Annotated in this window: 25 protein-coding genes, 3 pseudogenes and 1 riboswitch; of the genes and pseudogenes, 23 read left to right on the top strand and 5 right to left on the bottom strand. The window is 71.8% G+C overall.

What is annotated here, in order from left to right; genetic code table 11:
• Positions 1-16: 16 nt before the first annotated feature.
• Complete coding sequence (locus A6302_RS12675) at positions 17-457, bottom strand: GFA family protein (protein ID WP_083255737.1); 441 nt, start codon at positions 455-457, stop codon at positions 17-19.
• 48 nt (positions 458-505) lie between these two features.
• Positions 506-925, bottom strand: coding sequence for an alternative ribosome rescue aminoacyl-tRNA hydrolase ArfB (gene arfB, locus A6302_RS12670; RefSeq protein WP_069307337.1), 420 nt, complete (start codon positions 923-925; stop codon positions 506-508).
• 165 nt (positions 926-1,090) lie between these two features.
• Between arfB and A6302_RS12665 the strand changes: the two genes are divergently transcribed.
• The 4 genes from A6302_RS12665 (at position 1,091) to A6302_RS12655 (ending at position 3,986) form a co-directional block, all read left to right on the top strand.
• Positions 1,091-2,290 carry a pyridoxal-phosphate-dependent aminotransferase family protein gene (locus tag A6302_RS12665; protein WP_069307336.1) on the top strand — a complete coding sequence of 400 codons (1,200 nt, stop codon included), beginning with the start codon at positions 1,091-1,093 and terminating at the stop codon, positions 2,288-2,290.
• 14 nt (positions 2,291-2,304) lie between these two features.
• The gene (locus A6302_RS12660; protein WP_069307338.1) at positions 2,305-3,534 is read left to right on the top strand and encodes a TIGR03862 family flavoprotein; all 1,230 of its coding nucleotides are present in this window, start codon (positions 2,305-2,307) and stop codon (positions 3,532-3,534) included.
• An 89-nt stretch (positions 3,535-3,623) separates the two neighbouring features.
• Complete coding sequence (locus tag A6302_RS22215) at positions 3,624-3,758, top strand: EncA/B family entericidin (RefSeq protein ID WP_141703734.1); 135 nt, start codon at positions 3,624-3,626, stop codon at positions 3,756-3,758.
• 90 nt (positions 3,759-3,848) lie between these two features.
• Positions 3,849-3,986, top strand: a complete 138-nt coding sequence (locus tag A6302_RS12655) for an entericidin A/B family lipoprotein (protein WP_069307335.1) — start codon at positions 3,849-3,851, stop codon at positions 3,984-3,986.
• Between the two features lie 96 nt (positions 3,987-4,082).
• Here A6302_RS12655 and fae read toward each other — a convergent pair whose 3' ends face one another.
• Both fae and folD read right to left on the bottom strand, forming a co-directional pair.
• A complete protein-coding gene (gene fae, locus A6302_RS12650) occupies positions 4,083-4,622 on the bottom strand; it encodes a formaldehyde-activating enzyme (RefSeq protein WP_069307334.1) in 540 nt (179 codons plus the stop codon).
• A gap of 113 nt (positions 4,623-4,735) precedes the next feature.
• Positions 4,736-5,611 carry a bifunctional methylenetetrahydrofolate dehydrogenase/methenyltetrahydrofolate cyclohydrolase FolD gene (folD, locus tag A6302_RS12645; RefSeq protein WP_069307333.1) on the bottom strand — a complete coding sequence of 292 codons (876 nt, stop codon included), beginning with the start codon at positions 5,609-5,611 and terminating at the stop codon, positions 4,736-4,738.
• A 210-nt stretch (positions 5,612-5,821) separates the two neighbouring features.
• Here folD and A6302_RS12640 point away from each other — a divergent pair, with 210 nt between their 5' ends.
• Together A6302_RS12640 and A6302_RS12635 are read left to right on the top strand one after the other, a co-directional pair.
• Positions 5,822-6,730 carry a LysR family transcriptional regulator gene (locus tag A6302_RS12640; protein WP_069307332.1) on the top strand — a complete coding sequence of 303 codons (909 nt, stop codon included), beginning with the start codon at positions 5,822-5,824 and terminating at the stop codon, positions 6,728-6,730.
• A gap of 93 nt (positions 6,731-6,823) precedes the next feature.
• Positions 6,824-7,612 (top strand): dimethylarginine dimethylaminohydrolase family protein, encoded by a 789-nt coding sequence (locus A6302_RS12635; protein WP_069307331.1) that lies wholly within the window; start codon positions 6,824-6,826, stop codon positions 7,610-7,612.
• An 18-nt stretch (positions 7,613-7,630) separates the two neighbouring features.
• Here the strand turns inward: A6302_RS12635 and A6302_RS12630 are convergent.
• A pseudogene (locus A6302_RS12630) lies at positions 7,631-8,688 on the bottom strand (peptidase M14).
• Between the two features lie 148 nt (positions 8,689-8,836).
• Positions 8,837-9,044, top strand: a riboswitch (cobalamin riboswitch).
• Positions 9,045-9,080: 36 nt separating this feature from the next.
• On the opposite strand from A6302_RS12630, the gene A6302_RS12625 reads away from it, so the two are divergent.
• From A6302_RS12625 to A6302_RS12555, 17 genes and pseudogenes are all read left to right on the top strand, one after another.
• A complete protein-coding gene (locus A6302_RS12625) occupies positions 9,081-9,257 on the top strand; it encodes a CbtB domain-containing protein (RefSeq protein ID WP_069307330.1) in 177 nt (58 codons plus the stop codon).
• Between the two features lie 113 nt (positions 9,258-9,370).
• A complete protein-coding gene (locus tag A6302_RS12620; RefSeq protein WP_069307329.1) occupies positions 9,371-10,177 on the top strand; it encodes a CbtA family protein in 807 nt (268 codons plus the stop codon).
• 139 nt (positions 10,178-10,316) lie between these two features.
• On the top strand, positions 10,317-10,628 hold the full coding sequence (locus tag A6302_RS12615) for a DUF1636 domain-containing protein (protein ID WP_141703732.1): 312 nt from the start codon (positions 10,317-10,319) through the stop codon (positions 10,626-10,628).
• The gene (gene cobW, locus A6302_RS12610; protein WP_069307328.1) at positions 10,625-11,692 is read left to right on the top strand and encodes a cobalamin biosynthesis protein CobW; all 1,068 of its coding nucleotides are present in this window, start codon (positions 10,625-10,627) and stop codon (positions 11,690-11,692) included. Before A6302_RS12615 ends, cobW begins: the two co-directional genes overlap by 4 nt.
• Before the next feature lie 14 nt (positions 11,693-11,706).
• Positions 11,707-13,765, top strand: a pseudogene (locus tag A6302_RS25795) (cobaltochelatase subunit CobN); the annotation flags it as partial.
• A 36-nt stretch (positions 13,766-13,801) separates the two neighbouring features.
• Positions 13,802-15,058, top strand: a complete 1,257-nt coding sequence (locus A6302_RS25790; protein WP_342586270.1) for a cobaltochelatase subunit CobN — start codon at positions 13,802-13,804, stop codon at positions 15,056-15,058.
• A complete protein-coding gene (gene cobG, locus A6302_RS12600) occupies positions 15,055-16,341 on the top strand; it encodes a precorrin-3B synthase (RefSeq protein ID WP_169833576.1) in 1,287 nt (428 codons plus the stop codon). The genes A6302_RS25790 and cobG overlap by 4 nt, the downstream gene beginning before the upstream one ends.
• On the top strand, positions 16,338-17,003 hold the full coding sequence (locus A6302_RS12595; RefSeq protein WP_069307326.1) for a precorrin-8X methylmutase: 666 nt from the start codon (positions 16,338-16,340) through the stop codon (positions 17,001-17,003). The genes cobG and A6302_RS12595 overlap by 4 nt, the downstream gene beginning before the upstream one ends.
• 4 nt (positions 17,004-17,007) lie before the next feature.
• Positions 17,008-17,784 (top strand): precorrin-2 C(20)-methyltransferase, encoded by a 777-nt coding sequence (locus A6302_RS12590; protein WP_069307325.1) that lies wholly within the window; start codon positions 17,008-17,010, stop codon positions 17,782-17,784.
• A complete protein-coding gene (gene cobJ, locus A6302_RS12585; RefSeq protein WP_069307324.1) occupies positions 17,781-18,551 on the top strand; it encodes a precorrin-3B C(17)-methyltransferase in 771 nt (256 codons plus the stop codon). Before A6302_RS12590 ends, cobJ begins: the two co-directional genes overlap by 4 nt.
• 28 nt (positions 18,552-18,579) lie before the next feature.
• Positions 18,580-19,776: a precorrin-6y C5,15-methyltransferase (decarboxylating) subunit CbiE gene (cbiE, locus tag A6302_RS12580; RefSeq protein ID WP_342586269.1), complete on the top strand. Its 1,197-nt coding sequence runs from the start codon at positions 18,580-18,582 to the stop codon at positions 19,774-19,776.
• Positions 19,769-20,182: a cobalamin biosynthesis protein gene (locus tag A6302_RS12575; protein WP_069307323.1), complete on the top strand. Its 414-nt coding sequence runs from the start codon at positions 19,769-19,771 to the stop codon at positions 20,180-20,182. Before cbiE ends, A6302_RS12575 begins: the two co-directional genes overlap by 8 nt.
• A pseudogene (gene cobM / locus A6302_RS12570) lies at positions 20,179-20,984 on the top strand (precorrin-4 C(11)-methyltransferase). Before A6302_RS12575 ends, cobM begins: the two are co-directional and overlap by 4 nt.
• A complete protein-coding gene (locus tag A6302_RS12565; protein ID WP_069307322.1) occupies positions 20,981-22,300 on the top strand; it encodes a cobyrinic acid a,c-diamide synthase CobB in 1,320 nt (439 codons plus the stop codon). The pseudogene cobM and the gene A6302_RS12565 overlap by 4 nt, the downstream one beginning before the upstream one ends.
• A gap of 291 nt (positions 22,301-22,591) precedes the next feature.
• Positions 22,592-22,801, top strand: a complete 210-nt coding sequence (locus tag A6302_RS21365) for a hypothetical protein (RefSeq protein ID WP_083255735.1) — start codon at positions 22,592-22,594, stop codon at positions 22,799-22,801.
• A 50-nt stretch (positions 22,802-22,851) separates the two neighbouring features.
• Positions 22,852-23,139: a hypothetical protein gene (locus A6302_RS21360; RefSeq protein ID WP_083255734.1), complete on the top strand. Its 288-nt coding sequence runs from the start codon at positions 22,852-22,854 to the stop codon at positions 23,137-23,139.
• A 51-nt stretch (positions 23,140-23,190) separates the two neighbouring features.
• Complete coding sequence (locus tag A6302_RS12555) at positions 23,191-23,478, top strand: YiaA/YiaB family inner membrane protein (RefSeq protein WP_069307321.1); 288 nt, start codon at positions 23,191-23,193, stop codon at positions 23,476-23,478.
• The last annotated feature ends 266 nt before the right edge of the window (positions 23,479-23,744 follow it).

The following is a 23,744-nucleotide window of genomic DNA, read 5'->3' as shown; positions in this document are numbered from 1 at the left end:
CCCGAAATGGGCCTCTTCAGGTCCCTTCAGACGGTGCGCTCAGGCCCCCGGCGTCGTCCCACGGCGGGTCTCCCTCGTGGCGGGGAAGGCCGTCGTCGATCTTCAGCCAGGCGAGTGCCTCGCGGCACCATCCATGCCCCGACGGACGCAGGCTCCCCGGGTCGTCGAGCGCGCCGGCCATCACCCCTACGGAGATGTCATCCGGATCGGTCATGTAGAGCGGGCTGCCGCAGGTTCCGCAGAAGAAGCGCCGGCCGCGCGGCGAGGACACATGGGACTGCGGCCGACCCGCCCGAAGATGGAACGCCCCCGGCGCGACCTGCAGCCAGGCGGTCACCGGCGCGCCGCTGGCCTTGCGGCAGGCGCGGCAATGGCAGAAGTCGGTCTTGGCCTCCGGGCCGATCTCGACCGCGAAGCGGATCTCGCCGCACGCGCATCCGCCATCGAGACGCATCATCCGCCCTCCCCTTCTCTCTGATCATTGCGACCGCCCTTCCGGCCGGCCTCACTCGTCGTCCGGCTCTGCCCGGTTGCGCTTCAGGTCGGAGCGATGCGACTTGGCGGCAAGGCGGCGGCGCACGGAGCCCTTGGTCGGCTTGGTGGCGATCCGGGGTTTCGGTGGTTCGACCGCCTCGCGGATCAGGCCGACCAGACGCTCCAGCGCGTCGGCGCGGTTGCGCGCCTGATCGCGGAAGCGCTGCGCCTGGATCACCAGCACGCCCTCGCTGGTCATCCGCCGGCCGGCGAGCCGGGCCAGCCGCATCTTCACGTCCCAGGGAATCGTCCAGTTGGCGGCCACGTCGAAGCGGAGCTGCACGGCGCTCGCCACCTTGTTGACATTCTGTCCGCCCGGCCCCGACGACGTGACGAAACTCTCGATGAGTTCCTTCTCGTCGATCCGGATCGCCTCGGTCACATAGATCATTCCCGGCCCCGCCTCCTCGCGTCCCTGAGGCGGTGATCCACCGCCCCGCACGTGCCCAACCGCGCGTGCACTGGAGTGTAGGCGATCGCGATGCTAGGGAAAGAGCCTTCCGGGCACCGCCACGACGCGGTGCGCCAGACCCGTTCTTTCCCGAAGGTTCATTCCATGACGCTCCGCCACGGCCGCGAACTGCTGATGATTCCCGGCCCGACGACGATTCCCGACGTTGTCCTGCAGGCCATGCACCGGCCGGCCGTCGACATCTACACCGGCGAACTCGTCGACATGACCGACCGCTGCCTTGCGGACCTGAAGCGCTTGTTCGGCACGGCGGGCCGGCCGTACATCTATGCCGCCAACGGCCATGGCGCCTGGGAAGCGGCCCTCACCAACGTGCTCTGCCGCGGTGACAAGGTGCTCGTGCTGGAAAGCGGCCGATTCGCGCTCGGCTGGGGCGAGACTGCGTCCTCGATCGGCCTTGCCGTCGAGGTGCTGCCGCAGGATTTCCGCAAGGCCGTCGACCCGGCCGCCGTGCAGGCGCGGCTTGAGGCCGACACGGCTCACGAGATCAGGGCGGTCCTGGTCGTGCAGGTCGACACCGCGTCCGGCGTGCGCAACGATCTCGCCGCGATCCGCGCCGCCATCGATGCCGCGGGCCATCCCGCCCTGTTCATGGTCGACACCGTCGCCTCGCTCGGCATCGAGCCCTTCGCCATGGACGCGCTCGGCGTCGACGTCGCCATGTGCGGCGCGCAGAAGGGACTGATGACGCCGCCCGGTCTCGGTCTCGTCGCCGCCGGTCCGAAGGCGATCGCGGCCCATCCGCGCGCCGACCTCGTCACCCGCTACTGGGACTGGACCTTCCGCGACGGCCCCGAGCACTACATGAAATACTGCGGCACCCCGCCGGAGCATCTGCTGTTCGCCTTCCGCCGCGCGCTCGACCTGCTGCTGGACGAGGAAGGCCTTGCCGCGGCGCAGGCCCGGCACGCGCTGCTGGCCGAGGCCACCCACCGCGCCGTCGCCGTCTGGGCGCGCTCGGGCGCGCTCGAGTTCAACATCGAAGAGCCGTCGCACCGGGCCAATTCGGTCACGGTGGTGCGCGTCGCCGACCCGGCGCTGGGCGCGCGCTTTGTCGCCTTCTGCCGTGATCGCTACGGCCTCGTGCTCTCCAACGGCATCGGCGACCTCGGCGGCAAGGGCTTCCGGATCGGCCACATGGGCCATGTGAACGCCGCCGCGGTGATGGGCACGCTGGGGGTGATCGAGACGGCGCTCGTCGCTCTCGGCATCCCTCTATCCGGCAGCGGCGTCGCGGAAGCCGCCGCCTGGCTCGGGTCGGCGACCGCCGACGACGCGCGATGACGGGAGCGGACGACATGGCCGACACATATGACTGCGATGTCGCGATCGTCGGCGCCGGCCCGGCCGGGCTGATGGCCGCGGAGCTGCTGTCGGCGCGCGGCCTTGCCGTCACCGTGTTCGAGGCCATGCCGAGCGTCGGCCGCAAGCTGCTGCTCGCCGGCAAGGGCGGACTCAACCTCACCCACACCGAAGATGTCGACGCCTTCGTCGCCCGCTACCGCGAGGCGGCGCCGCATCTGCTGCCAGCGCTCGAGGCGTTCGGCCCCGACGCGGTGCGGGCATGGGCCGAGGATCTCGGTGTGCCGACCTTTGCCGGCAGCTCCGGCCGGGTGTTTCCGGTGGCGATGAAGGCCTCGCCGCTGCTGCGCGCCTGGCTGCGCCGCCTCGGCGAGCGCGGCGTAGAGATCCGCACCCGCCACCGCTGGACGGGGTTCGACGGGAATGGCCGCCTGACCTTCGACACGCCGGGCGGCGATGTCGTCATCTCCGCGCGGGCAACGCTGCTCGCCCTTGGCGGCGCCAGCTGGCCGCGCCTCGGTTCCAACGCCGCCTGGGTGCCGATCCTGTCGTCCATGGGGGTGGCAATCCGCCCGCTGACCGCCTCCAACTGCGGCTTCGATGTCGACTGGAGCCCCTATCTGCGCGACCGCTTCGCCGGCCATCCGGTGAAACCCGTGCGGCTGTCGATCGGCGGCACCACCATCGACGGCGAATTCGTCGTCACCCGCCACGGCATCGAGGGCAGCGCCGCCTACACGCTGGGGCGGGACATCCGCGATGCGCTGGCGCTGGGCGTCCCGGCCGTCGTCACCCTCGATCTTGCCCCGGGGCGCAGCGCCGAGCGGCTGGCCGCCGAACTGTCCGCGCCGCGCGGCAAGGCGTCGATGGCGAGCCAGTTGCGCAAGCGGGCCGGCATTGCCGGCGTGAAGGCGGCGCTGCTGCGCGAATGCGCCGACCCGGCCGTCTTCGGCGATCCGGTCCGGCTTGCGGAAGCGATCAAGGCCCTGCCGCTGCCCATCCTGCGCCCCCGCCCGATCGAGGAAGCCATCAGCAGCGCGGGCGGCATCGCGCTCTCGGCACTGGACGCGAATGGGATGCTGAACGCCCTGCCCGGCGTCTTTGCCGCCGGGGAGATGCTCGACTGGGACGCGCCGACCGGCGGCTATCTCCTGACCGCCTGCCTTGCCACGGGCCGCGCGGCTGCCCAGGGCATCCTCCGGCACCTCGGCGCGGCAGGTGGATGACTTCGGCGCCGGAAGGCGCTTTAAAATTCCTCCTCTAAGCTCCTGCCAAGGCGATTCGGGGCCGGGGCGTCACCTGATGGGGATCGACGATGTCTTCCAAGCTGCTTGCGACCGCTCTCATTCTCGCTTTCGGCCTCGGCCTTTCCGCCTGCGACAAGACCATCCGCGGCATCGGCGGTGACATGCGCGACACCGGCCAGGCGGTCCAGGACGCGGCCCGCTGAGTTTTCGCGCGGAAGATTCCTCCGCGGCGATGGAACAGGCGGGCGAGGCTGGCGTTTTCGGAAGGTGAACAATCTCTGGGAGCTGACCTGATGCGTACTTCGAAGATCATCGCCGCCGCCGCCGTCGTCGTGTTCGGTCTGGGCGTCGCCGCCTGCGACAAGACGGTCCGCGGCGTCGGCCAGGACATGCGCGACACCGGCAACGCCGTTGAAGGCGCCGCCCGCTGATGCACGTCTGACAGCGGACACGCTGGCGACATGAAAAACGGCGGACCGGGCAATCGGTCCGCCGTTTCCTTTTGTCATTGCCCGAGGGTCAAACGATCAATACTCGACGATGCCGTCCAGCGCGTAATGCTTGACGCTCTTGCGGTTGGCGATCAGCTCGTCGATCGTCGGCTCGCCCTTCATCGCGCGGCTGACGGCCAGCTTCATCGCCTCGTAATTGTTGCGGTAGAGCTCGGCCTGGTCGAGATCGTCGCGCTCGGAGACGCGCGGGTCGAGCCAGATCATCACGATCATGCACAGATCGTCGACCTCGTCCTTCGGCAGGATGCCCTCGATCACGCAGTCGAGGATGGCATCGCCGATCGCCGCCTGGACCACGCCGCCCAGCAGGTTGACGTAGGTCTCGTTGGTGATGGTGGCCTTGGTGGTCATCATCGTCGCGGGGCGGACCATCTGGTTGAGGTCGCGCACCACATACATGCGCGTGTGCCCGACCACCTGGCCCATCATCGACGCGAAGGCCTGCCCGGCCGGCCCCTTCACCGAGCCGATCAGCACCTCCGGCATCGCGTCCGTGACCTGCCCCTCGGAAGCGAGTACCGTCGCCTCGCCCGTCCTGAACCAGATGTCCGTCATGTCCGTCGCCTCTTCATAAAGGAGAAGCGGCCCGGGAACCCCAAGGCCGCTTCGCATTGCACTGCCATCGTGTTAGCGCCGGCGGCGACGCAGGGCAACGGGCGATCTGTCGCTCAGATCTCGGCGCCGACGCTGCGGTAGGCCGAATCCAGCGTGTTGAGCATCAGGCAGGCGATGGTCATCGGGCCGACGCCGCCGGGAACCGGGGTGATCGCGCCGGCCACTTCCTTGGCCTCGTCGAAGGCCACGTCGCCGACCAGCTTGCCCTTGCCGTCCGGCTTCAGCACGCGGTTGATGCCGACGTCGATCACGATCGCGCCCGGCTTGATCCAGTCGCCCTTGATCATCTCCGGCCGGCCGACGGCCGCGACCAGCACGTCCGCCGTGCGGCAGACCGCCGGCAGGTCGGCGGTGCGCGAGTGGGCGCAGGTGACGGTGGCATTCTTCTGCAGCAGGAGCTGGATCATCGGCTTGCCGACGATGTTGGAGCGGCCGACGACCACGGCGGTCTTGCCGGAAAGATCCGGCAGCACCTTCTCGATCAGGATCGCCGAGCCGCGCGGGGTGCAGGGGACGAAGCCCGGCAGGCCGACGGAGAGCAGGCCGACGTTGACCGGATGGAAGCCGTCGGCGTCCTTCTTCGGGTCGATCAGGCCGAGCACCTTGTCGCTGTCGATCTGCTTGGGCAGCGGCAGCTGGACGAGGATGCCGTGCACCTCCGGATCGGCGTTGAGCTTCTCGACGAGGCCGAGCACTTCGGCCTCCGAGGTCTCAGCCGGCAGCTTGAACTCGAAGGACTTGATGCCGCAGGCGGCCGTCGCGAGCACCTTGTTGCGCACGTAGACCGCGCTGGCCGGGTCCTCGCCGACGAGGATCACCGCGAGACCCGGCACGACGCCGTGCGAGGCGGTGAGCTTTTCCGCCTTGGCGCGGATTTCCTCGTGCAGGTCGTTGGCGACCTTCTTGCCGTCGATGATCGTGGCGGTCATGGCGTTTCCTCTTTTCCGCCGGTCGATGAGTCCCGCCCGGCATGATGCGAACATGACCGGTTGGTGCGCGATCGGCCGGGAAAGGTCAAGCGCGGGAGGGACGGAACATCTTCGTCGGGGTGGCAAATATTGTCGCGGGGCCAGCCGCTTCTCGCGCCGGCCCTGCCGGACCTATACTGCGACCAATAAAATCAGGGGACGGAACGCGCCATGGACATCCGCCAGATGCAGTATCTCGTGGCGCTCGCCCGCGAGCGGCATTTCACCCGCGCCGCCCAGAGCTGCGAGGTGACGCAGCCGACACTGTCCGAACGCATCCGCCAACTCGAGACGGAACTCGATGTCGCCATCGTCGAGCGCGGCCAGCGCTTCCACGGCTTCACCGAGGAGGGCGAGCGCGTGCTGAAGTGGGCGCGGGTGATCCTCGACAACTGGTCGGCGCTCAACCAGGAGATCGCGATGATGCGCGACCGGCGCAACTCCGTCGCCGGGCGCCTGACCATCGGCGTCATTCCCTCCGCCCTGCCGGTGGCCGCCACGCTGGTGAGCGCGATCCGCGCCGCCCATCCCAACATCGACGCCACGGTGCTCTCGGCCCCGTCCTCCGACATCCTGCGCCAGCTCGACGCCTTCCAGATCGACGCCGGCATCACCTATCTCGACAACGAATCCGTCGCCGGCTTCACCATGCGGCCGCTCTACCGCGAGCGCTATGCCCTGTTCGTGCGCGACGACCATCCGCTGGCCGGGCGCAGCGCGGTGACCTGGGCGGAGGTCGGTCTGCATCCGCTGGCGCTGCTGACGCCGGACATGCAGAACCGGCGGATCGTCGACCGCGCCTTTGCCAGCGTCGGCGCCACGCCGCGGCCGCATGTGGAGACCAACTCGCTGATCAACCTCTGCGCCAGCGTGCGCGAGAGCGGCCTTGCGGCGGTGATGCCGGAATATGTGGCGCGCACCCTGTCGATGGCGCGCATCCGCGCCGTGCCGCTGACCGAGCCGGTGCTGGAGCATGAGGTCGGCATCGTCGCCATCGGCCGCGAGCCGATGCCGCCACTGGTGGCCCTGGCGCTGGAGGTGGCGGTGTCACTCGAAACACACACCGGTGCCCTCTCGTGACCCCGCACGCCCGGCGCGCATACCCGAAGGCATTGCGAATGGACTAGGATCGACTGACGACGATCCGGAGCGGACGCGACGGGCGAGGTGTGGATGGCGAAGGTCTTCGAGTTCGACCGGGCCCTGGTCCGCCGGCCGGCGCGCACCGCGTCGATGGGCCTTCGTGCGGTCGACCGCGGCAGCCCGGACGTGCCCGGGCTCGAGCGCGAGCATGCGGCCTATGTGGCCGCGCTGGAAGCCGCGGGCGTTGCGGTCGAGGTGCTGCCGCCGCTCGAGGGATTTCCCGATTCGCTGTTCATCGAAGACCCCGCGCTGGTCTTTGCCGAAGGCGCCGTCGTGCTGCGCCCCGGCGCGCCGTCGCGGGCCGGTGAAGCCAAGGCGCTCGTCCCCGACCTTCAGGCACGATTCGGCACGGTCCTGACGCTGCCGGCGCCCGGCATGGTCGACGGCGGCGACGTGCTGGTCCTGCCCGAGGTAGTGGTGATCGGCCTGTCGGCCCGCACCGACACCACCGGCGCCGCCGATCTCGTCGGCTGCCTCGAACGGCTCGGCCGCCGCGCCCGTGTCGTCCGCCCGCCGGCGGGCGTGCTGCATCTGAAGACCGCCTGCACCCTTCTGGACGAGACCACCCTGCTCGCCACCCGGCCGATCGCCGACGCCCATCTCTTGTCCGGCTGGGCGGTGCTGACGGTGCCCGAGGGCGAGGAGCCCGCCGCCAACGCCCTGCGCGTCAACGGCCACGTGCTGATCCCCGCCGGCTTTCCGAAGACGGCGGCCATGCTGCGGGCGGCCGGCTACGAGGTCGTCGAGCTTCCGGCCGAGGAGGTGAGGAAGCTCGACGCCGGCCTCACCTGCCTGTCGTTGCGCTGGAAGACGGCCTGACCGCGCGCTGCGCTGCGGTCATTCTTCCAGCGTGCCGGGCCGGGCGCCGGTTGCCCGCCGTCCGCCGATCAGCTTCAGGAGATCTTCGCCCTTGCGGCTCTGGCGGTGCATGCGCCGGGTGAGAATCAGGCCGTCCTGCGGGGCAAGAACGTCGACGTCCCGCTCCGGCTCGCCCGGCATCGGCACGACGGTGGCGAGCCGGTCGCCTTCCTCCACCCGGTCGCCGGGCTCCACATGATAGAAGACGAGGCCGGCCTCCGGCGCGCGGATCATCTCCACATGGTCGATCTGCGCCGCCCGTCCGTACCAGTCCGGCAGCGCCGCCTCGTCGCCGGTCGCCCGGATCACGCCGCGCGCGACGAGGAATCGGTAGAGCCCCGCGGCATCGGCCTGCGCAAACACCGGCGACACGTCGGCCTGCCCCCGGAATTCCAGCGTCGCGACCACGCGGTCGGCAAGCCGGGCTTCGTCCGCCGGCATCTGCAGATACGGGTAGACCGCCGCCTCCTCGAAGGCGGCGTCGCTGCCGTCGCCCCAGACGATCACGGCCTTGGCGCCAAGGGCCGCCGCCAGATCGCGTGCCCCCGGCCACAGCGGCGCCGGCACGTAGAAATAGGACAGTCCCTCGTCGTCGCAGTGGAGATCGAGCACGATCTCGTGGCCAAGCGACAGGCCGAGCAGCCGCGCCTTCAGCCGCACGTCGGCGGTCACGGCTGCGTCGTCACCGGGCAGCAAGGCCGGGTCGGGCCGGTCCAGCAGCGGAAAGTCGCGGTTGAAGTTGGTACGGGTGCCGACATGGAAGCGGCCCTGCACCTCCGAGAACACGCTCTGCGCCCGGCGACCGGATTGGCGGTCGGCACCACGGTGATCCGCCCCGCGATCCGGCCCTCGGCTTCGGCCTGTCGCAGCATCGGCATCAGCGCGTGCAGCGCCGCCGTGCCGGGCAGTTCCCCCGCATGCAGCGCCGCCTGGAGATAGGCGGACGGCCCGCTGCCCTCGCCCGCGAAGCGATAGACCGCGAAACTGTAGGTCACGCCCGGAAGATCGCCGGCCACCGTCTCGATGGACTTTTCCATGCTCGCCTCGCCTCAGGTCTCGGGACGAGAGTCATCGGCGGGGCAGCGCCCCCTGTCAACGCGCATCTCCCCGAGTGCCGCGAAGCGACGCCGGACTGCGACATTGCGCAGCCGCATGCCGCCCGCGATTGCGTGGCGGCGCGGCGAAGACTATGGTCGGCGTGACGGTGCCCCGGATCCTCGGGGTGAAAAGGGAACACGGTGCGAAACCGTGGCTGCCCCCGCAACTGTAAGCGATCGAAGACCGCCCCTTCCGGGACGGGCTTCCACCCCGAGCGCAAATGCCACTGGAGCCATCCGGGAAGGCGGCGAGGGGGACCGTGAGCCAGGAGACCTGCCGTCGATCACGCGATCCACACCTGCCGCCGGTGGGGCGGCCCTGGAGTAATAAGATGACCACGTCGACCATTGCTTCCCGTTCGAACGCCCGCCAGGGCGCGCTCGTTGCCTGCGCCCTCGCCTTCCTGATCGGCGGCGCCCTCGTCTTCACCACCGGATTTGCCGGTGCGGACGTGCTGCACAACGCCGCCCACGACACGCGCCACGCGCTGAGCTTCCCCTGCCACTGACCCCGTGAGCGGCCGCCCCGACGGCCCCATGACGTCACCGCACGACCCGCGCGCGGCCGGATCTTCCGGGCGCGTTGCCGTCGCTCAACCGTCGTTCAGGAACGGATCTGCCCATGCTCAACCGCATTCTCGCCGTCGGCCTCCTCGCCGGCCTCGTCGCCGGATCGGCCGTCGCCGTCCTTCAGGAAGTCACCACCAGCCGGCTGATCATCGCCGCCGAGGCCTTTGAAGGCGCCGGCGAAGCCCCGGCCGCCGCGGCTCCTGCCGCGCATGACCATGCTGGCCATGATCATCCGGACATGGCGGCCTCCGGTCACGACCACGCCGCGCCGGCCGCAGCCCTGGCCGACGCCGGCACCGACGATCACGCCGCCAGCGGTCACCAGCACGATTCCGACGCCTGGATGCCGGCCGACGGTCTCGAGCGCACTCTCGTCACGTCGCTGGCGACGATTGCCACCTCGATCGGCTTCGCACTGATGCTCACCGCCGTGATGGTCGCCGCCGACGGCAAGGTGACGACCCGCAGCGCCCTCGGCTGGGGCCTTTCTGCCTTCATCGCCGTGAATCTCGCCCCCGCGATCGGCCTTGCCCCCGAGCTTCCCGGCGCCAGCGCCGCGGCGCTGGAGGCCCGCCAGCTGTGGTGGTTCGGCACCGTGGCGGCCACCGCCGCCGGGCTGTTCCTGCTGGGCCGGCGCCCGGAGATCGTGGCGAAGTCGGCCGGCCTTGCCCTGATCGTCGCCCCGCATGTCATCGGCGCGCCGCATCCGAACGAATTCGAGAGCGCGGTTCCCGCCGAGATCGCCGCGCAGTTCGCGTCCGTCTCGCTTGGCCTTGCGGCCGCCATGTGGCTGCTGATCGCGGCGGCCGCCGGCTGGTTCTGGCAGCGCGGCGACGCCCGCGAAGGCCTGCCGGCGTGACGGCCTGCGGCAACGGCGGAGATGACGCGCAGGCGACGCCGGATGGCATCGCCCTGCTCGTCTGCACCACCTGCGGCGCGAGATCGGCGGGCCCGGCAGCGAAGTCTGCGAGCGGCCGGGCGAGGGCCTGCTGTCCGAGATGGCGGCGCGCCTTGCCGACACCCCGGCCATCGCCGTCACGGCCGTCGAATGCCTGTCGGTCTGCAAGCGGCCCTGCACGGTCGCGCTCGCCGGCCCCGGACGCTGGACCTATGTCGTCGCCGACCTCGACGCCGGCGACCATGCCGCCGACGTGGAACTGATGGCCCGCGCCTATCTCGCCGCGCCCGATGGCGTCGTGCCCTGGCGCACGCGCCCGCAGACCTTTCGCAAGGGCGTCGTCGCCCGCGTGCCGCCGCTGGACCGGCGGCCGACCCCGATCATCCGGCAGAAAGAGGCCGTGAGTTCATGACCAGCTTTGCAAGCACCCCCCTGTCCCGGATCCCCGTCACCATCGTCACCGGCTTCCTCGGCGCCGGCAAGACGACGCTGATCCGCAACATCCTCGAGAATGCCGGCGGCCGCCGCCTCGCGCTGATCGTCAACGAGTTCGGCGATGTCGGCGTCGACGGCGAGATCCTGAGAAGCTGCGGCATCGAGAGCTGCCCGGAGGAAAACATCGTCGAACTCGCCAACGGCTGCCTGTGCTGCACCGTCGCCGACGACTTCATCCCGGCGATCGAGGCGCTGCTCGCCAACCCCCGGCCGCCGGAGCACATCATCGTCGAGACCAGCGGCCTCGCCCTGCCCAAGCCGCTGGTGAAGGCCTTCGACTGGCCGCCGGTGCGGGCGCGACTGACCGTGGACGGCGTCATCGCCGTGGTCGACGGCGCGGCCGTGGCCGCCGGCCGCTTTGCCGACGATCCGGAGGCGGTGGCCGCCCAGCGCGCCGCCGACGACAGCGTCGATCACGACAACCCGCTGGAGGAGGTCTACGAGGACCAGCTGCTCTGCGCCGACCTCGTGATCCTCAACAAGGCGGACCTGATGTCCACCAACGAGCTGATCCGGGTCGGCGAGGAGATCGCCGCGGCGATCCCGCGCGCGGTGAAGGTGGTGGAGGCGAGCGAAGGCCGGATCGCGCCCGAGATCCTGCTCGGCCTCTCGGCCGCCGCCGAGGACGATCTCGCCAACCGCCCCTCGCACCATGACGCCGAGGAGGGCCATGACCACGACGACTTCGACAGCTTCGCGGTGACCATTCCGGCCACGGACGATCCGCAGGCGCTGGTCGACGCGCTGGCCAACCTGGCCGAGGCCCATGACATCCTGCGGATCAAGGGCTTCGTCGAGGTGCGCGGCAAGCCGATGCGCCTGCTGGTGCAAGGCGTCGGCGCCCGCTTCCGCCACCAGTTCGACCGGCCTTGGCGCGCCGGCGAGTCCCGGACCAGCCGCGTCGTCGTGATCGGCGAGAAGGGCATCGACCGCGCCGCGATCGAGGCCTCGCTTGCCGGCCTTGCGGCCCGCGCCGCGTAACCGGGAGTTGCCCGATGCACATTCTGGCCGAGGACATCCGATCGCTGGACGACACCGTCCAGGCGGTCGACCTCGGCCAGAGCCCGGCCGACGTGGTGGTGCTGTCCTTTTCCGATTCGGACCTGGCGCTGGTCGCTGCCGCCCACGCCGGCCTTGGCGCCGCGGCGCCGACGCTGCGGCTCGCCCGCCTCGCCGACCTGCGCCATCCCTATTCGGTCGACCTCTATGTGGAGAAGGTCGCAAGCCACGCCCGGCTGGTGCTGGTGCGCTGCCTGGGCGGCCTCGACTACTGGCGCTACGGCATCGACGAACTGGCCGCCGCCGCCCGCCGCCACGGCTTCGATCTCGCCGTCGTGCCCGGCGACTACATGGACGACCCGCGCCTCGACGCCGCCTCGACGCTTCCCCCCGCCGACCTCGCCCGCATCGGCGCGTGGCTGCGCAACGGCGGACCGGACAATGCCGCCGCGCTGCTGGGCTGGGTCGTCTCACGCCTCGGCCGGCCCGCCGACTGGGCCGATCCCGTCGCCGTGCCCGCCTCCGGCCGCTGGGAGCAGGCCTGCCGCGCGGCTGCCCCGGGCGCGCCCCGCGCCCTCGTCGTCTTCTACCGCTCCCTGCTCTTTGCCGCCGACGCCGCGCCGATCATGGCCCTTGCCGACGCCCTTGCCGCACGTGGGCTTGCCGTCGAGGCGGTCTTCGTCAGCAGCCTCAAGGACCCGGCGGTCGTCGCCGACTTCAAGCGCCGGCTCGCCGACCACCCGCCCGCGGTCATCCTCAACACCACCGCCTTCTCGGCCCGGCTCGGCGACGAGGGCACCGTGCTCGACCGCGCCGGCGTGCCGGTGCTGCAGGCGGCGCTCGCCACCACCTTCCGCGAGTCGTGGGAAACCGGCAGCCGCGGCCTCGGCCCGGCGGATTTCGCGATGAATGTCGTCCTGCCCGAGGTCGACGGCCGGATCGGCGTCGGCGCGATCTCGTTCAAGGCCGAGGACCAGCGCGCCGAAACCCTCGAATTTGCCCGGATCGTCCACCGGCCGGAGCCGGACGCGGTCGCCCATGCCGCCGACCTGGCCGCCGCCTGGGTGCGCCTTGCCGGAACGCCGCGCGCCGCGCGCAAGCTCGCCCTCGTCCTCTCCGACTATCCGGCCAAGCGGCCGCACCGCCTATGCGGTCGGCCTCGACGGCCCCGCCAGCATTTCCACTATTGCCGCCGATCTGGCCGCCGCCGGCTACGACGTGCCCGCCCTGCCCGATCCGGCGGTCGTCATGCGCCAGCTGGAAGACGGCGAGGCCGTCGCCGAGCTGCCGCTGGCCGCCTACCGCGACCTCTTCGCCCGGCTGCCGCGCGATTTTGCCGCCGCCGTCGAAGCAGCCTGGGGGCCGCCGGAGGCCGATCCGGCGGTGCGGGACGGTGCCTTCCGTCTTGCGGTGCTGCGCGCCGGCAACCTTGCCGTCGCCGTCCAGCCGGACCGCGGCAGCCGCACCGACCGGGCCGGCGACTATCACGATCCGAACCTTGCGCCGCGCCACGGCTACGTCGCCTTCTACCTCTGGCTCCGCCACGCGCTCAAAGTCGACGCGATGATCCACCTCGGCACCCACGGCACGCTGGAATGGTTGCCGGGCAAGGCGATCGCGCTGTCGGCCACCTGCGTGCCGCGCGTGCTCGCCGGCGCCCTGCCGGTGGTCTATCCCTTCATCGTCAACAACCCCGGCGAGGCCGCGCAGGCGAAGCGCCGGATCGGCGCCCTCACCCTTGGCCACCTGACGCCGCCGCTGACGACGGCCGGCACCCATGGCGCGACCGCCGAGATCGAGACCCTGCTCGACGAATTTGCCGGCGCGCAGACCCTCGACGGCCGGCGGGCCGGGCGGCTTGCCGACGCCATCCTCGACAAGGCGCGCGACAGCGGCCTTGCCGACGACTGCGGCCTGAGCGCCGACCTGTCCCGCGAGGAATCTCTCGCCCGGCTCGACGCGTGGATCTGCGACGTCAAGGACATGCGGATCGGCGACGGCCTGCATGTCTACGGCCGCGCGCCCGCGCCGCATCTGTCGGACGGCACGCTCGACGCGATCTGCGGGGCGGCCGGCGCCGACCGCGACCACGTGAGGACCGCTCTCGGCGCCTCGGCCGACGCCGAGCGCCATGGCCTCCTTGCCGCCCTCGACGGACGCTTCGTGGCCCCCGGCCCGGCCGGCGCACCGACCCGCGGCCGGCTCGACGTGCTGCCGACGGGCCGCAACCTCTACACCGTCGATCCGCGCCAGGTGCCGACCCGCACCGCCTGGGAGCTCGGCCGGCGCACCGCCGACGAGGTGATCGCCCGCTATCTCCAGGACCACGGCGACTGGCCGCGCCGGATCGTGCTCGACCTCTGGGGCAGCGCGACCATGCGCACCGGCGGCGACGACTTCGCGCAGGCGCTGGCGCTGATCGGCGCGCGGCCCGTCTGGGACACGACAAGCGCCCGCGTCTCCGGCACCGAGATCCTGACGCTGGCCGCCCTCGGTCGGCCGCGCATCGACGTGACCCTGCGCATCTCCGGCCTGTTCCGCGACGTGTTCGAGACCCAGATCGCCCTGTTCGACGACGCGGTGTCGCGGATCGCCGCGCGAACCGAGGAGGGTCCGGACGAGAATCCGCTGATCGAGGCCCGGGGCGAGGCGCGCATCTTCGGCGCCGCGCCGGGCGCCTATGGCATCGGCCTTGCCCACAAGGTCGTCACCGGCGCGTGGACCGATCATGCCGACTTCGGCCGGCATTACCTTAGCGCGAGCGCCCACGCCTACGGGGCGGGACAGGACGGCGCGGCTGCGCCCGAAGCATTGGCCGCCCGGGTGGCCGGCGCCGATGCCTTCGTCCACGTGCAGGATCTCGCCGGCCAGGACCTGCTCGACGCCGGCGCCTTCGCCGAGCACGAGGGCGGCTTTGCCGCCGCCGCCGCCCTGACGGGCAACCGCCCCGCGCTCTACCACGTCGATGCGACCCGCGGCGGCGAGGCGAAGGTGCGCACGCTCGGCGAGGAAATCGCCCGCGTCGTGCGCGGCCGGGCCAGCAATCCGCGCTGGCTGGCCGGCCAGATGCGCCATGGCCACCGCGGCGCCGCCGAGATCGCCGAGACGATCGGCAACCTCCTGGCCATGGCCGCGACCTCCGGCGAGGTCGGCGACCGGCAATTCGATCAGCTGTTCGACGCGACGCTCGGCGACGACGCCGTGCGGACCTTCATGGTCGAGGCCAACCCCGCCGCCACGCGCGCGGCGGCATGGAGCTTTTCAGAAGCATTGCGACGCGGACTGTGGATCTCGCGGCGCAATTCGGTGGCCGCCGGCCTTGCCGAACTGATGGAGCAGGCCGCATGAGCGCCGGCCTTCCCGTTCTCCCTTCCCGCGTGAAAGGCTGGTGCCCCGGCGCGCTGCGGCCGATGATGAGCGGCGACGGCCTCGTGCTGCGCCTGCGCGCGACCGGCGGGCGCTATGACGCGGCGACCTTCGCCGCCCTCGCCGAACTGTCCCTGCGCCACGGCAACGGCCTTGCCGACCTCAGCGCCCGCGCCAACCTGCAGCTGCGCGGCATCACCGAGGACGCCCTGCCGGCCCTCCACGCCGCGCTGGCCGACCTCGGCCTGCTCGACGACGATCCCGACGCGGAAGCCGTGCGCAACGTCATCGCCCCGCCGCTCGCAGGCCACGACCCGGCTGCGATCCTCGACGGCCACGCCCTCGTCACCGCCCTCGACGCGGGCCTGCGCGCGGCTCGCGACCTTCACGCCCTGCCCGGCAAGTTCGGCTTTCTGGTCGACGACGGCGGACGGCTCTCCCTTGAGGCCGTCCTCGCCGACATCCGCCTCGAAGGGCTGATGACGCCGGACGGACCGCGCGTGCGGATCGCCCTTGCCACCGACTGCCGCACGGCGGCGCCCGTCGCCCTCGTCCCCGAAGGCGAGGCGGTGAGCACAGCGCTGGCACTGGCCCGTGCCTTCCTGGCGCTGCGTGGGACCGTTACGCCCGCCCCGCGCCGGATGGCCGGGCTGGTCAAGGCGCTCGGCGCCGCGCGCATTGCCGCTGCTGCCGGCCTCGACACTCCGGACATGCCGCCGGCACCGCCGCGCGCCGCAAGCCCGCATCTCGGCCTCTGCGACGGCTTCCTCGGCGTCGGCGCCCCCTTCGGCCGGCTCGAGGCCCGTCACCTCGCCCTCATCGCCCGCCATGCCCCCGGCGGCCTGCGCCTCACGCCCTGGCGTTCGCTGGTCCTGCCCGGCGCCGACCCGGCCGCGCTCAAAGCCTTTGCCGCGGCGGGACTGATCGTCGCGGCGGACGACGACCGGCTCGCCGTCGAAGCCTGCCCCGGCGCGCCGGCCTGCTCCTCGGGCGAGATCGAGACCCGGACCGCCGCCGCCCGGCTCGCCCCGCTGGCCGCCCGGCTTGCCGGCAGCGAGGCCGGCCCCGCCCTCCACATTTCCGGCTGCGTCAAGGGCTGTGCCCACCCGGAGCCGAGCGCCCTCACCCTCGTCGGACGCGGCGGCGCCTTCGACCTTGTCACTGATGGCACCGCCGGCGATTTGCCGTCGCGGCGCGGCCTTGCTATCGACGAGGTCGAAACGCTGCTTGCCGTCCTGGCGGGCCGACCGGAAGACCCGCGATGACCGCCGCCCCGCCCGTCCCCCTCGACCACCGCGTGACCCGCGACACCTACGAGCGTGACGGCGCCGCCATCTACCAGCGCTCCTTCGCGATCATCCGCTCGGAGGCGGACCTTGCCCGTTTCGATGCGGTGGAGGAGCGGGTGGCCGTGCGGATCATCCACGCCTGCGGCATGGTCGAGGTCGCCGCCGATCTCGACTTTGCCCCCGGCGCCGCCGCCGCGGCCGAAGCTGCCTTGAAGGCCGGCGCGCCGATCCTCTGCGACGCCACGATGGTGTCGCGCGGCGTCACCCGCGCGCGCCTTCCCGCCGGAAACGCGGTGATCTGCACCCTCGACGACCCCCGCGTGCCGGGCCTCGCCGCCGATCTCGGCACCACCCGCACCGCCGCGGCGATGGAACTCTGGCGCGAGCATCTCGCCGGCAGCATTGTTGCCATCGGCAACGCGCCGACCGCCCTGTTCCGGCTGATGGAGATGCTGGACGCGGGCGCCCCGCTGCCGGCCGCCGTGATCGGCATGCCGGTCGGCTTCGTCGGCGCGGCCGAATCCAAGGACGCGATCGCCGACGACGGCCGCGTCCCCTACCTGATCGTGCGTGGCCGCAAGGGCGGCAGTGCCATGGCGGCGGCAGCCGTCAACGCGCTGGCCTCCGCCCGGGAGTAAGACGATGCTGGACCCCCTCTCCCCCCTCCTCGAGAAGGAGCGCCGCACCGGCGTCGCGGTCGGCACGCTGCACGGCGTCGGCCTCGGCCCGGGCGACCCGGAACTGATGACGATCCGCGCGGTGCGGATGATCCGCTCCTCGCCGGTGATCGCCTATTTCGCCAAGGCCGGCCGGCGCGGCAACGCCCGGGCGATCGTCGATCCCTGGGTGAAGGAGGGCACGGAGGAACTGCCGCTGCTCTATCCGGTCACCACCGAGATCCACTTCGCCGAGACCGCCTATGTGTCCGCCCTGGCCGGCTTCTACGAGGAGAGCGCCCTGCGCATTGCCGAGAAGCTCGATGCCGGACAGGACGTGGCGCTGATCTGCGAGGGCGACCCGATGTTCTACGGCTCGTTCATGCACCTGTTCGAGCGCCTAAAGGGCCGCTACCAGGTGTCGATCACCGCCGGCGTCTCCGGCATGTCCGGCTGCTTTGCCGCCGCCGGCCGGCCGATGACCTGGGGCGACGACGTGCTCACCGTGCTGCCCGGCACGCTCGACGGCGAGAGCCTCGCCCGCCGCCTCGCCGCCACCGACGCCGCCGTGATCATGAAGCTCGGCAAGAACCTGCCGAAGGTGCGCGCCGCCCTCACCGCGGCCGGGCTGATCGACCGCGCCATCTACGTGGAGCGCGGCACCATGGCCGGCGAATGCGTGATCCCGCTGGCGCTGAAGGCCGATGACGAGGCGCCCTATTTCTCGATGGTGCTCGTGCCCGGCGAGGGCCGCCGCCCGTGAACGCCCCGCAGACCGGCCATCTCGCCGTCGTCGGGCTCGGCCCCGGCCCGGATCACTGGCTGACGCCCGAAGCGGCCGAAACGGTGACCGCCGCCGATGATCTCGTCGGCTACCTCCCCTATGTCGCCCGCTGCCCGGAGCGGCCGGGTCAGGTCCGCCACGCCAGCGACAACCGGGTGGAACTCGACCGCGCCCGGCACGCGATCGCGCTCGCCCGCGCCGGCCGCCGCGTCGCCGTCGTCTCCGGCGGCGATCCCGGGGTCTTCGCCATGGCCGCGGCCGTGGTCGAGGCGATCGAGGCCGATCCGCAGCCGGCGGACTATGTCTTCGAGGTGCTGCCCGGCATTTCCGCCATGCAGGCCGCCGCCGCCCGGCTCGGCGCCCCACTCGGCGGTGATTTCTGCGCCATCTCCCTGTCCGACAACCTGAAACCCTGGGCCGTCGTCGAGCGCCGCCTCACGGCCGCGGCCACCGGCGACTTCGTGATGGCCTTCTACAATCCCGCCTCGAAGGCGCGGCCGACCCGCATCCACGATGCCTTCGCCCTGCTGCGGTCGCTGAAGCACGACGAGACGCCCGTCGCCTTCGCCCGCGCAGTCGGACGGCCCGACGAGGCGATCGTGATCACCACCCTTGCCGCCGCCGACCCCGGTCTGGCCGACATGTCGACCCTCGTCGTCATCGGCTCGTCGCTGACCCGGATCGTCGCCGGTCCCGGCGGTCGGCCGCTGCTGCTCACCCCCCGTTCCGTGCCGGAGGCCCCATGACCGACGCACCCGCCGCAGCGCCCGGCCGCTGGCTCACCCTCGTCGCATCGGCGAGGACGGCGTCGAGGGCCTTTCGCCCGCCGCCCGCGCCGCGCTGGAAGCCGCCGAGTTCGTCTTCGGCGGCGGGCGGCATCTGGCGCTGCTCGGCGAGACGAAGGCCGAGACCACGCCCTGGCCCTCACCGCTCACCCGCGCCTTCCCGCGCATCTGGGAAAAGCGCGGCCGGCGCGTGGTGGTGCTCGCCTCCGGGGACCCCTTCTTCCACGGAGTCGGCACACTTCTGGTCCAGCAGATCGATCCGTCGGAAATCCTCTCGATCCCCGCGCCCTCGGCCTACGGCCTTGCTGCCAACCGGCTCGGCTGGAGCGGGCAGGACGCGGTGCGCGTGTCGCTGCATGGCCGGGCGCTCGAGAAGATCCGCCCGCATCTCCATCCGGGCGCCCGTATCCTCGCGCTGTCCTGGGACGGCACGACCCCGCAGAAGCTTGCCGCCGACCTCGTCGCCCGCGGCTTCGGCGAAAGCCGGATCACTGTGCTTGAACGGATGGGCGGGCCGAAGGAGCAGGTGCGCAGCGCTGCCGCCGCGGCCTTCGATCTCGGCGAGGTCGATGCACTCAACACGGTCGCCGTCGAGGTGGTCGCCGGCCCGGGCGCGGCCGTGCTGCCCTTCACCTCCGGCCTGCCCGACGATCTCTTCGACAACGACGGCCAGATCACCAAGCGCGACGTGCGCGCGGCAACGCTGGCGGCCCTCAGCCCTCGCCGGGGCGAGCGACTGTGGGATGTCGGCGCCGGCTCCGGCTCGGTCGCGATCGAGTGGATGCTCGCCGACCCGAGCCTTGCCGCCGTCGCCATCGAGCGCGAGGCGGCGCGCTGCGACCGGATCCGCGCCAATGCGCTCTCCCTCGGCGTGCCGGATCTCCAGGTCGTCCACGGCGCGGCTCCGGCCGCCCTCGAGGGGCTGGAGGCGCCGGACGCGATCTTCGTCGGCGGCGGCGCGCCGGCGGTGGTCGAGGCGGCAATGGCCGCCTTGAAGCCCGGCGGCCGGCTGGTGGTCAACGCCGTGACGCTGGAGACCCAGAGCTTCCTGACCGTGTGCTACCGTCGCCACGGCGGCGATCTCGTCCAGATCGCCGTCGCCCATGCCGGGCCGGTCGGCGGCTTCACCGCCCTGCGCCCGGCAATGGCGGTGCTGCGCTGGACCTGGGAGAAACCGCATGACTGACTCCTCCGGCACCGATCAGCGCCTTGCGATCGGCATAGGCTGCCGCTCGGGCATCGCGCCGGAGGCCGTGGTCGCGCTGGTGGAGACGGCGATCGCCCGGCTCGCCCCGGAACACGCCGCAACCCCGGCCGCGCTGTTCACCACACGAGCGAAACTCGCCGAGATCGCGCTGGCGCAGGCAGCCGCCGTGCTGGGCCTCGCCCTCGTCCACCTGCCGGAAGCCGATCTTCAGGCTGTCTCCGAGCGCGCGGTCACAAGCTCGGAGCGGGTGATTGCCCTGTTCGGCGTGCCGTCGGTGGCCGAATGCGCGGCGCTGGCGGGTGCCGGCCCCGGCGCGCGCCTCGTCCTGCCGCGCCTGTCGGAAAACGGCGTCACCTGCGCCATCGCGATCGGCGGCCCGTCGTGACGGTGCATTTCATCGGCGCCGGCCCCGGCGCCGCCGACCTCATCACCCTGCGCGGCCGCGATCTTCTCGCCGCCTCCCCCGTCTGCCTCTACGCCGGCTCGCTGGTGCCGCAGGCCCTGCTGGCGCACTGCCCGCCGGACGCGCGGATCATCGACACCGCGCCGCTGTCGCTGGACGAGATCGTCGCCGAATTCGCGCGCGCCCATGCGCGGGGCGAGGATGTCGCCCGCCTGCATTCGGGCGCCTGTCGGTGTGGAGCGCCATGGGCGAGCAGCTGCGCCGCCTCGACGCCCTCGGCATCCCCTATGACGTGACCCCGGGCGTGCCGTCGTTCGCCGCCGCCGCCGCCCTGCTGCGCCAGGAGCTGACCCTGCCGGGGGTGGCCCAGTCGCTGGTGCTGACCCGCACCTCCGGCCGTGCCTCGGCGATGCCCGAACGCGAGACGCTGGCGGCCTTTGCCGCCACCGGCGCGACGCTGGCGGTGCATCTCTCGATCCACGCGATCGACCGGGTCGTTGCCGAGCTCCTGCCCTTCTACGGTCCGGACTGCCCGGTCGCGATCGCCTACCGCGCCTCCTGGCCCGACGAGCGGCTGCTGCGCGGCACGCTCGCCACCATCGCCGGGCTGGTTGCCGCCGACCCGATCGAGCGCACGGCGCTGATCCTCGTCGGCCCGGCGCTGGGCGCCAGCGATTTTGCAGCGAGCGCCCTTTATGATCCGGACTACCAGCGCCGCTTCCGCGGCCGCGACCGCCGCGCCGGCGACGACGGCCCGGCCAGCCCGAGCGGAGACGTCTCGTGACCGTCCCCGGTTTCGTGATCGCGGCGCTGAAGTCCGGCAGCGGCAAGACCACGCTCTCGCTCGGGCTGATGCGCGCGTTTGCCGCCGACGGACTGACCGTCGCGCCGTTCAAATGCGGCCCCGACTATATCGACCCCGCCTTCCACGCCGCCGCCACCGGGCGCGACAGCGTCAACCTCGACGGCTGGGCCATGACGCCGGACCTTGTGCGGGGGCTGGCCCATACCGCGACCGCCGGCGCCGATCTCGTGATCGGCGAGGCGCTGATGGGCCTGTTCGACGGCGTGCCGGCGGCCCCCGGCCGCAGTGGCGCCTCGGCCGACATTGCTGCCGCCCTCGGCCTGCCGGTGCTGCTGGTGCTGGACGTCTCCGGCCAGTCGCAGTCGGCCGCCGCCATCGTCAAGGGCGCGGCGACCTACGATCCGCGTCTGACGCTGGCCGGCGTGGTGCTGAACCGCACCGGCTCGGAACGCCACATCCGCCTTGCGCGCACCGCCATCGAGGCGCTCGGCAGTCCCGTGTTCGGCGCCCTGCCGCGCGACACATCGCTCGCCCTGCCCGAACGACATCTCGGCCTCGTGCAGGCCGGCGAATCGGCCGATCTCGACACCCGCCTCGACGCCATGGCCGCCTTCGTGCGCGCGCACTGCGATCTGGCCGCCATACGCGCCGCCGCCCGGCCCGGCCCTGCCTCCGAAGATGCGGTGGCCGCCGTGCCGGTGCCGCCGCCCGGCCGGCGGATCGCGCTGGCCCGCGATGCCGCCTTCTCCTTTGCCTATCCGCATCTGCTCGCCGGCTGGCGGGCGGCCGGCGCCGAGATCGTGCCCTTCTCGCCGCTCGGCGACGAGGCCCCGCCGGACGATTGCGACGCCTGCTGGCTGCCCGGCGGCTACCCGGAACTCCACGCGGGACGACTTGCATCTGCGGCCACCTTCCTCGGCGGCCTGCGCCGCTTTGCGCAGACGCGGCCGGTGCACGGCGAGTGCGGCGGCTACATGGTGCTCGGCCGCAGCCTCGTCGACGCCGACGGCGCCGCCCACGCCATGGCCGGGCTGCTCGACCTCGAGACCAGCTTTGCGAGGCGCCGGATGCACCTCGGCTATCGCCGTGCCGAGATCCTCGCCGGCGGTCCGCTTGGCCCGGCCGGCACCTGCCTCAACGGCCATGAATTCCACTATGCCTCGATCCTCACCCGCGGCGGCGACGCGCCGCTGGCGATGGTGCGCGACGCCCATGGCGGGCCGCCGGCCCCGGATGGGAGCGTGCGGGGCAACGTCTCGGGAAGCTTCTTCCACGCCATCGCCCTCGAAGGGTGAGGCTGGCAAATGCCGCCCGGCCGCCCCGTTCCAGTCCGGTAACCATCCCTGTCACAAAAATGAACGACGTTCATTTTACGCTTGAACACCGTTCGGAGTCTGCTATCGTCCGTTTTGTGAACAACGTTCACACGAAGGGGAGCAGCCAATGTTCAAGCAGATTTCCGCGCTCATCCGCGGCCGGGCGCACGAGGCGGCGGAGCAGGTGGTGGACGGCAACGCCCTGCCGATCCTGCGCCAGCAGATCCGCGACGGCGCCGCCGCGCTCGCCGCGCCCGCAAGGCCATCGCCATGGCCGCCGCACGCCACGGCGAGGACGAGGACCGCCAGAAGCGCCTTCTCGCCGGCATCGCCGATCTGGAAGCCCGCACCATCGCCGCCCTCGACAAGGCGCGACCGATCTCGCCCGCGAGGCGGCCGAGACCATCGCCCGGCTGGAGACCGAGCGCGACGAGGCCGCCGACGCGCTCGCCCGCTCCGCCGCCGAACTCGACCGGCTGAAGCGCGCCGCCCGCGACGGCGAGGCCCGCCTGCGCGACCTCCACCGCGGCATGCATCTCGCCGCCGCCGTCGACCGCACCCGCCGGATCACGGTGGCCGATGCCGGCGGCCTCTCGACCCTGAAGGACGCCGAGGAGACGCTGGCAAGGCTGCGCGCCCGCCAGGGCCGCATGGCCGCCTTCGACGCGGCGCTTGCCGACCTCGAGACCAGCGGCGACCCCGAGGCCCTGCGCCAGCGGCTGGCCGACGCCGGATGCGGCAAGCCCGTCCGCACCACCGCCGACGACGTGCTCGCCCGCCTCAGGCCCGCGCCGGCACGCCCGACTGAGTTGTCCTGACCCAACGCCTGTCGCCAATCCAACCCGACACCTTTCAAAAGGAACATTCCGATGACCACCGCCGCCTACAAGCCCAAGGACTCCGGCGCCTGGAAGACCTTCACCATGTTCTCGTTCGCCGTCGCCTGCGCGATGATGGCGGGCGGCATCTGGTTCATGGAGGCGAGCTTCGCCGCCAAGGGTTTTTACGCCATGGCCGCGATCATGCTGGTCCACACCTCGATCACCATCACCAAGACCCTGCGCGACGCCGAGGAATCCAGCCGCGTGATCAACCGGATCGAGGATGCCGAGACCGAGCGCCTGCTGATGGACATCCACCGCAAGACCGGCGTCTGACCGCGCTCCGCCCGAGAGATTCGGTGTCCGCGCGCTGCGCATGAAGGGTGATCACAAGGCGGACACCGCTCCGGATCGCGAAAAGGCCTCTCCCCGCCGGGGGGAGGCCGCGCCCGTTTCCGCGGCTCTCCGGCCTTCGCCGCCAAAACGATCCAGCGCCCTTGACAGGCTCCATCCCCGCTCATTATATCGGCGGCGTTCCGGGGCAGCCTTGCTGCCGCGCGTGCAGCAGAGTAGCTCAGTTGGTTAGAGCGACGGACTCATAA

Origin of the sequence: Methylobrevis pamukkalensis (genome assembly GCF_001720135.1) — a bacterium.
GTDB lineage: Bacteria > Pseudomonadota > Alphaproteobacteria > Rhizobiales > Pleomorphomonadaceae > Methylobrevis > Methylobrevis pamukkalensis.
Note: the sequence above shows the minus strand (reverse complement) of the source record. Positions and strands in the feature narration are given on the sequence as shown.

What these genes read in the sequence shown, in the direction of transcription:
- A6302_RS22215 (WP_141703734.1), top strand. Translation starts at nt 3,624, where the DNA reads ATGTCTTCCAAGCTGCTTGCGACCGCTCTCATTCTCGCTTTCGGCCTC.
- A6302_RS12620 (WP_069307329.1), top strand. Translation starts at nt 9,371, where the DNA reads ATGCTCAACCGCATTCTCGCCGTCGGCCTCCTCGCCGGCCTCGTCGCC.
- A6302_RS12635 (WP_069307331.1), top strand. Translation starts at nt 6,824, where the DNA reads ATGGCGAAGGTCTTCGAGTTCGACCGGGCCCTGGTCCGCCGGCCGGCG.
- A6302_RS12625 (WP_069307330.1), top strand. Translation starts at nt 9,081, where the DNA reads ATGACCACGTCGACCATTGCTTCCCGTTCGAACGCCCGCCAGGGCGCG.
- A6302_RS12590 (WP_069307325.1), top strand. Translation starts at nt 17,008, where the DNA reads ATGCTGGACCCCCTCTCCCCCCTCCTCGAGAAGGAGCGCCGCACCGGC.
- A6302_RS12655 (WP_069307335.1), top strand. Translation starts at nt 3,849, where the DNA reads ATGCGTACTTCGAAGATCATCGCCGCCGCCGCCGTCGTCGTGTTCGGT.
- A6302_RS21365 (WP_083255735.1), top strand. Translation starts at nt 22,592, where the DNA reads ATGGCCGCCGCACGCCACGGCGAGGACGAGGACCGCCAGAAGCGCCTT.
- A6302_RS12575 (WP_069307323.1), top strand. Translation starts at nt 19,769, where the DNA reads ATGACTGACTCCTCCGGCACCGATCAGCGCCTTGCGATCGGCATAGGC.
- A6302_RS12615 (WP_141703732.1), top strand. Translation starts at nt 10,317, where the DNA reads ATGGCGGCGCGCCTTGCCGACACCCCGGCCATCGCCGTCACGGCCGTC.
- fae (WP_069307334.1), bottom strand. Translation starts at nt 4,622, where the DNA reads ATGACGGACATCTGGTTCAGGACGGGCGAGGCGACGGTACTCGCTTCC.
- A6302_RS12555 (WP_069307321.1), top strand. Translation starts at nt 23,191, where the DNA reads ATGACCACCGCCGCCTACAAGCCCAAGGACTCCGGCGCCTGGAAGACC.
- A6302_RS21360 (WP_083255734.1), top strand. Translation starts at nt 22,852, where the DNA reads ATGCATCTCGCCGCCGCCGTCGACCGCACCCGCCGGATCACGGTGGCC.
- cobG (WP_169833576.1), top strand. Translation starts at nt 15,055, where the DNA reads ATGAGCGCCGGCCTTCCCGTTCTCCCTTCCCGCGTGAAAGGCTGGTGC.
- A6302_RS12665 (WP_069307336.1), top strand. Translation starts at nt 1,091, where the DNA reads ATGACGCTCCGCCACGGCCGCGAACTGCTGATGATTCCCGGCCCGACG.
- arfB (WP_069307337.1), bottom strand. Translation starts at nt 925, where the DNA reads ATGATCTATGTGACCGAGGCGATCCGGATCGACGAGAAGGAACTCATC.
- A6302_RS12660 (WP_069307338.1), top strand. Translation starts at nt 2,305, where the DNA reads ATGGCCGACACATATGACTGCGATGTCGCGATCGTCGGCGCCGGCCCG.
- A6302_RS12595 (WP_069307326.1), top strand. Translation starts at nt 16,338, where the DNA reads ATGACCGCCGCCCCGCCCGTCCCCCTCGACCACCGCGTGACCCGCGAC.
- A6302_RS12640 (WP_069307332.1), top strand. Translation starts at nt 5,822, where the DNA reads ATGGACATCCGCCAGATGCAGTATCTCGTGGCGCTCGCCCGCGAGCGG.
- folD (WP_069307333.1), bottom strand. Translation starts at nt 5,611, where the DNA reads ATGACCGCCACGATCATCGACGGCAAGAAGGTCGCCAACGACCTGCAC.
- cobW (WP_069307328.1), top strand. Translation starts at nt 10,625, where the DNA reads ATGACCAGCTTTGCAAGCACCCCCCTGTCCCGGATCCCCGTCACCATC.
- A6302_RS12675 (WP_083255737.1), bottom strand. Translation starts at nt 457, where the DNA reads ATGATGCGTCTCGATGGCGGATGCGCGTGCGGCGAGATCCGCTTCGCG.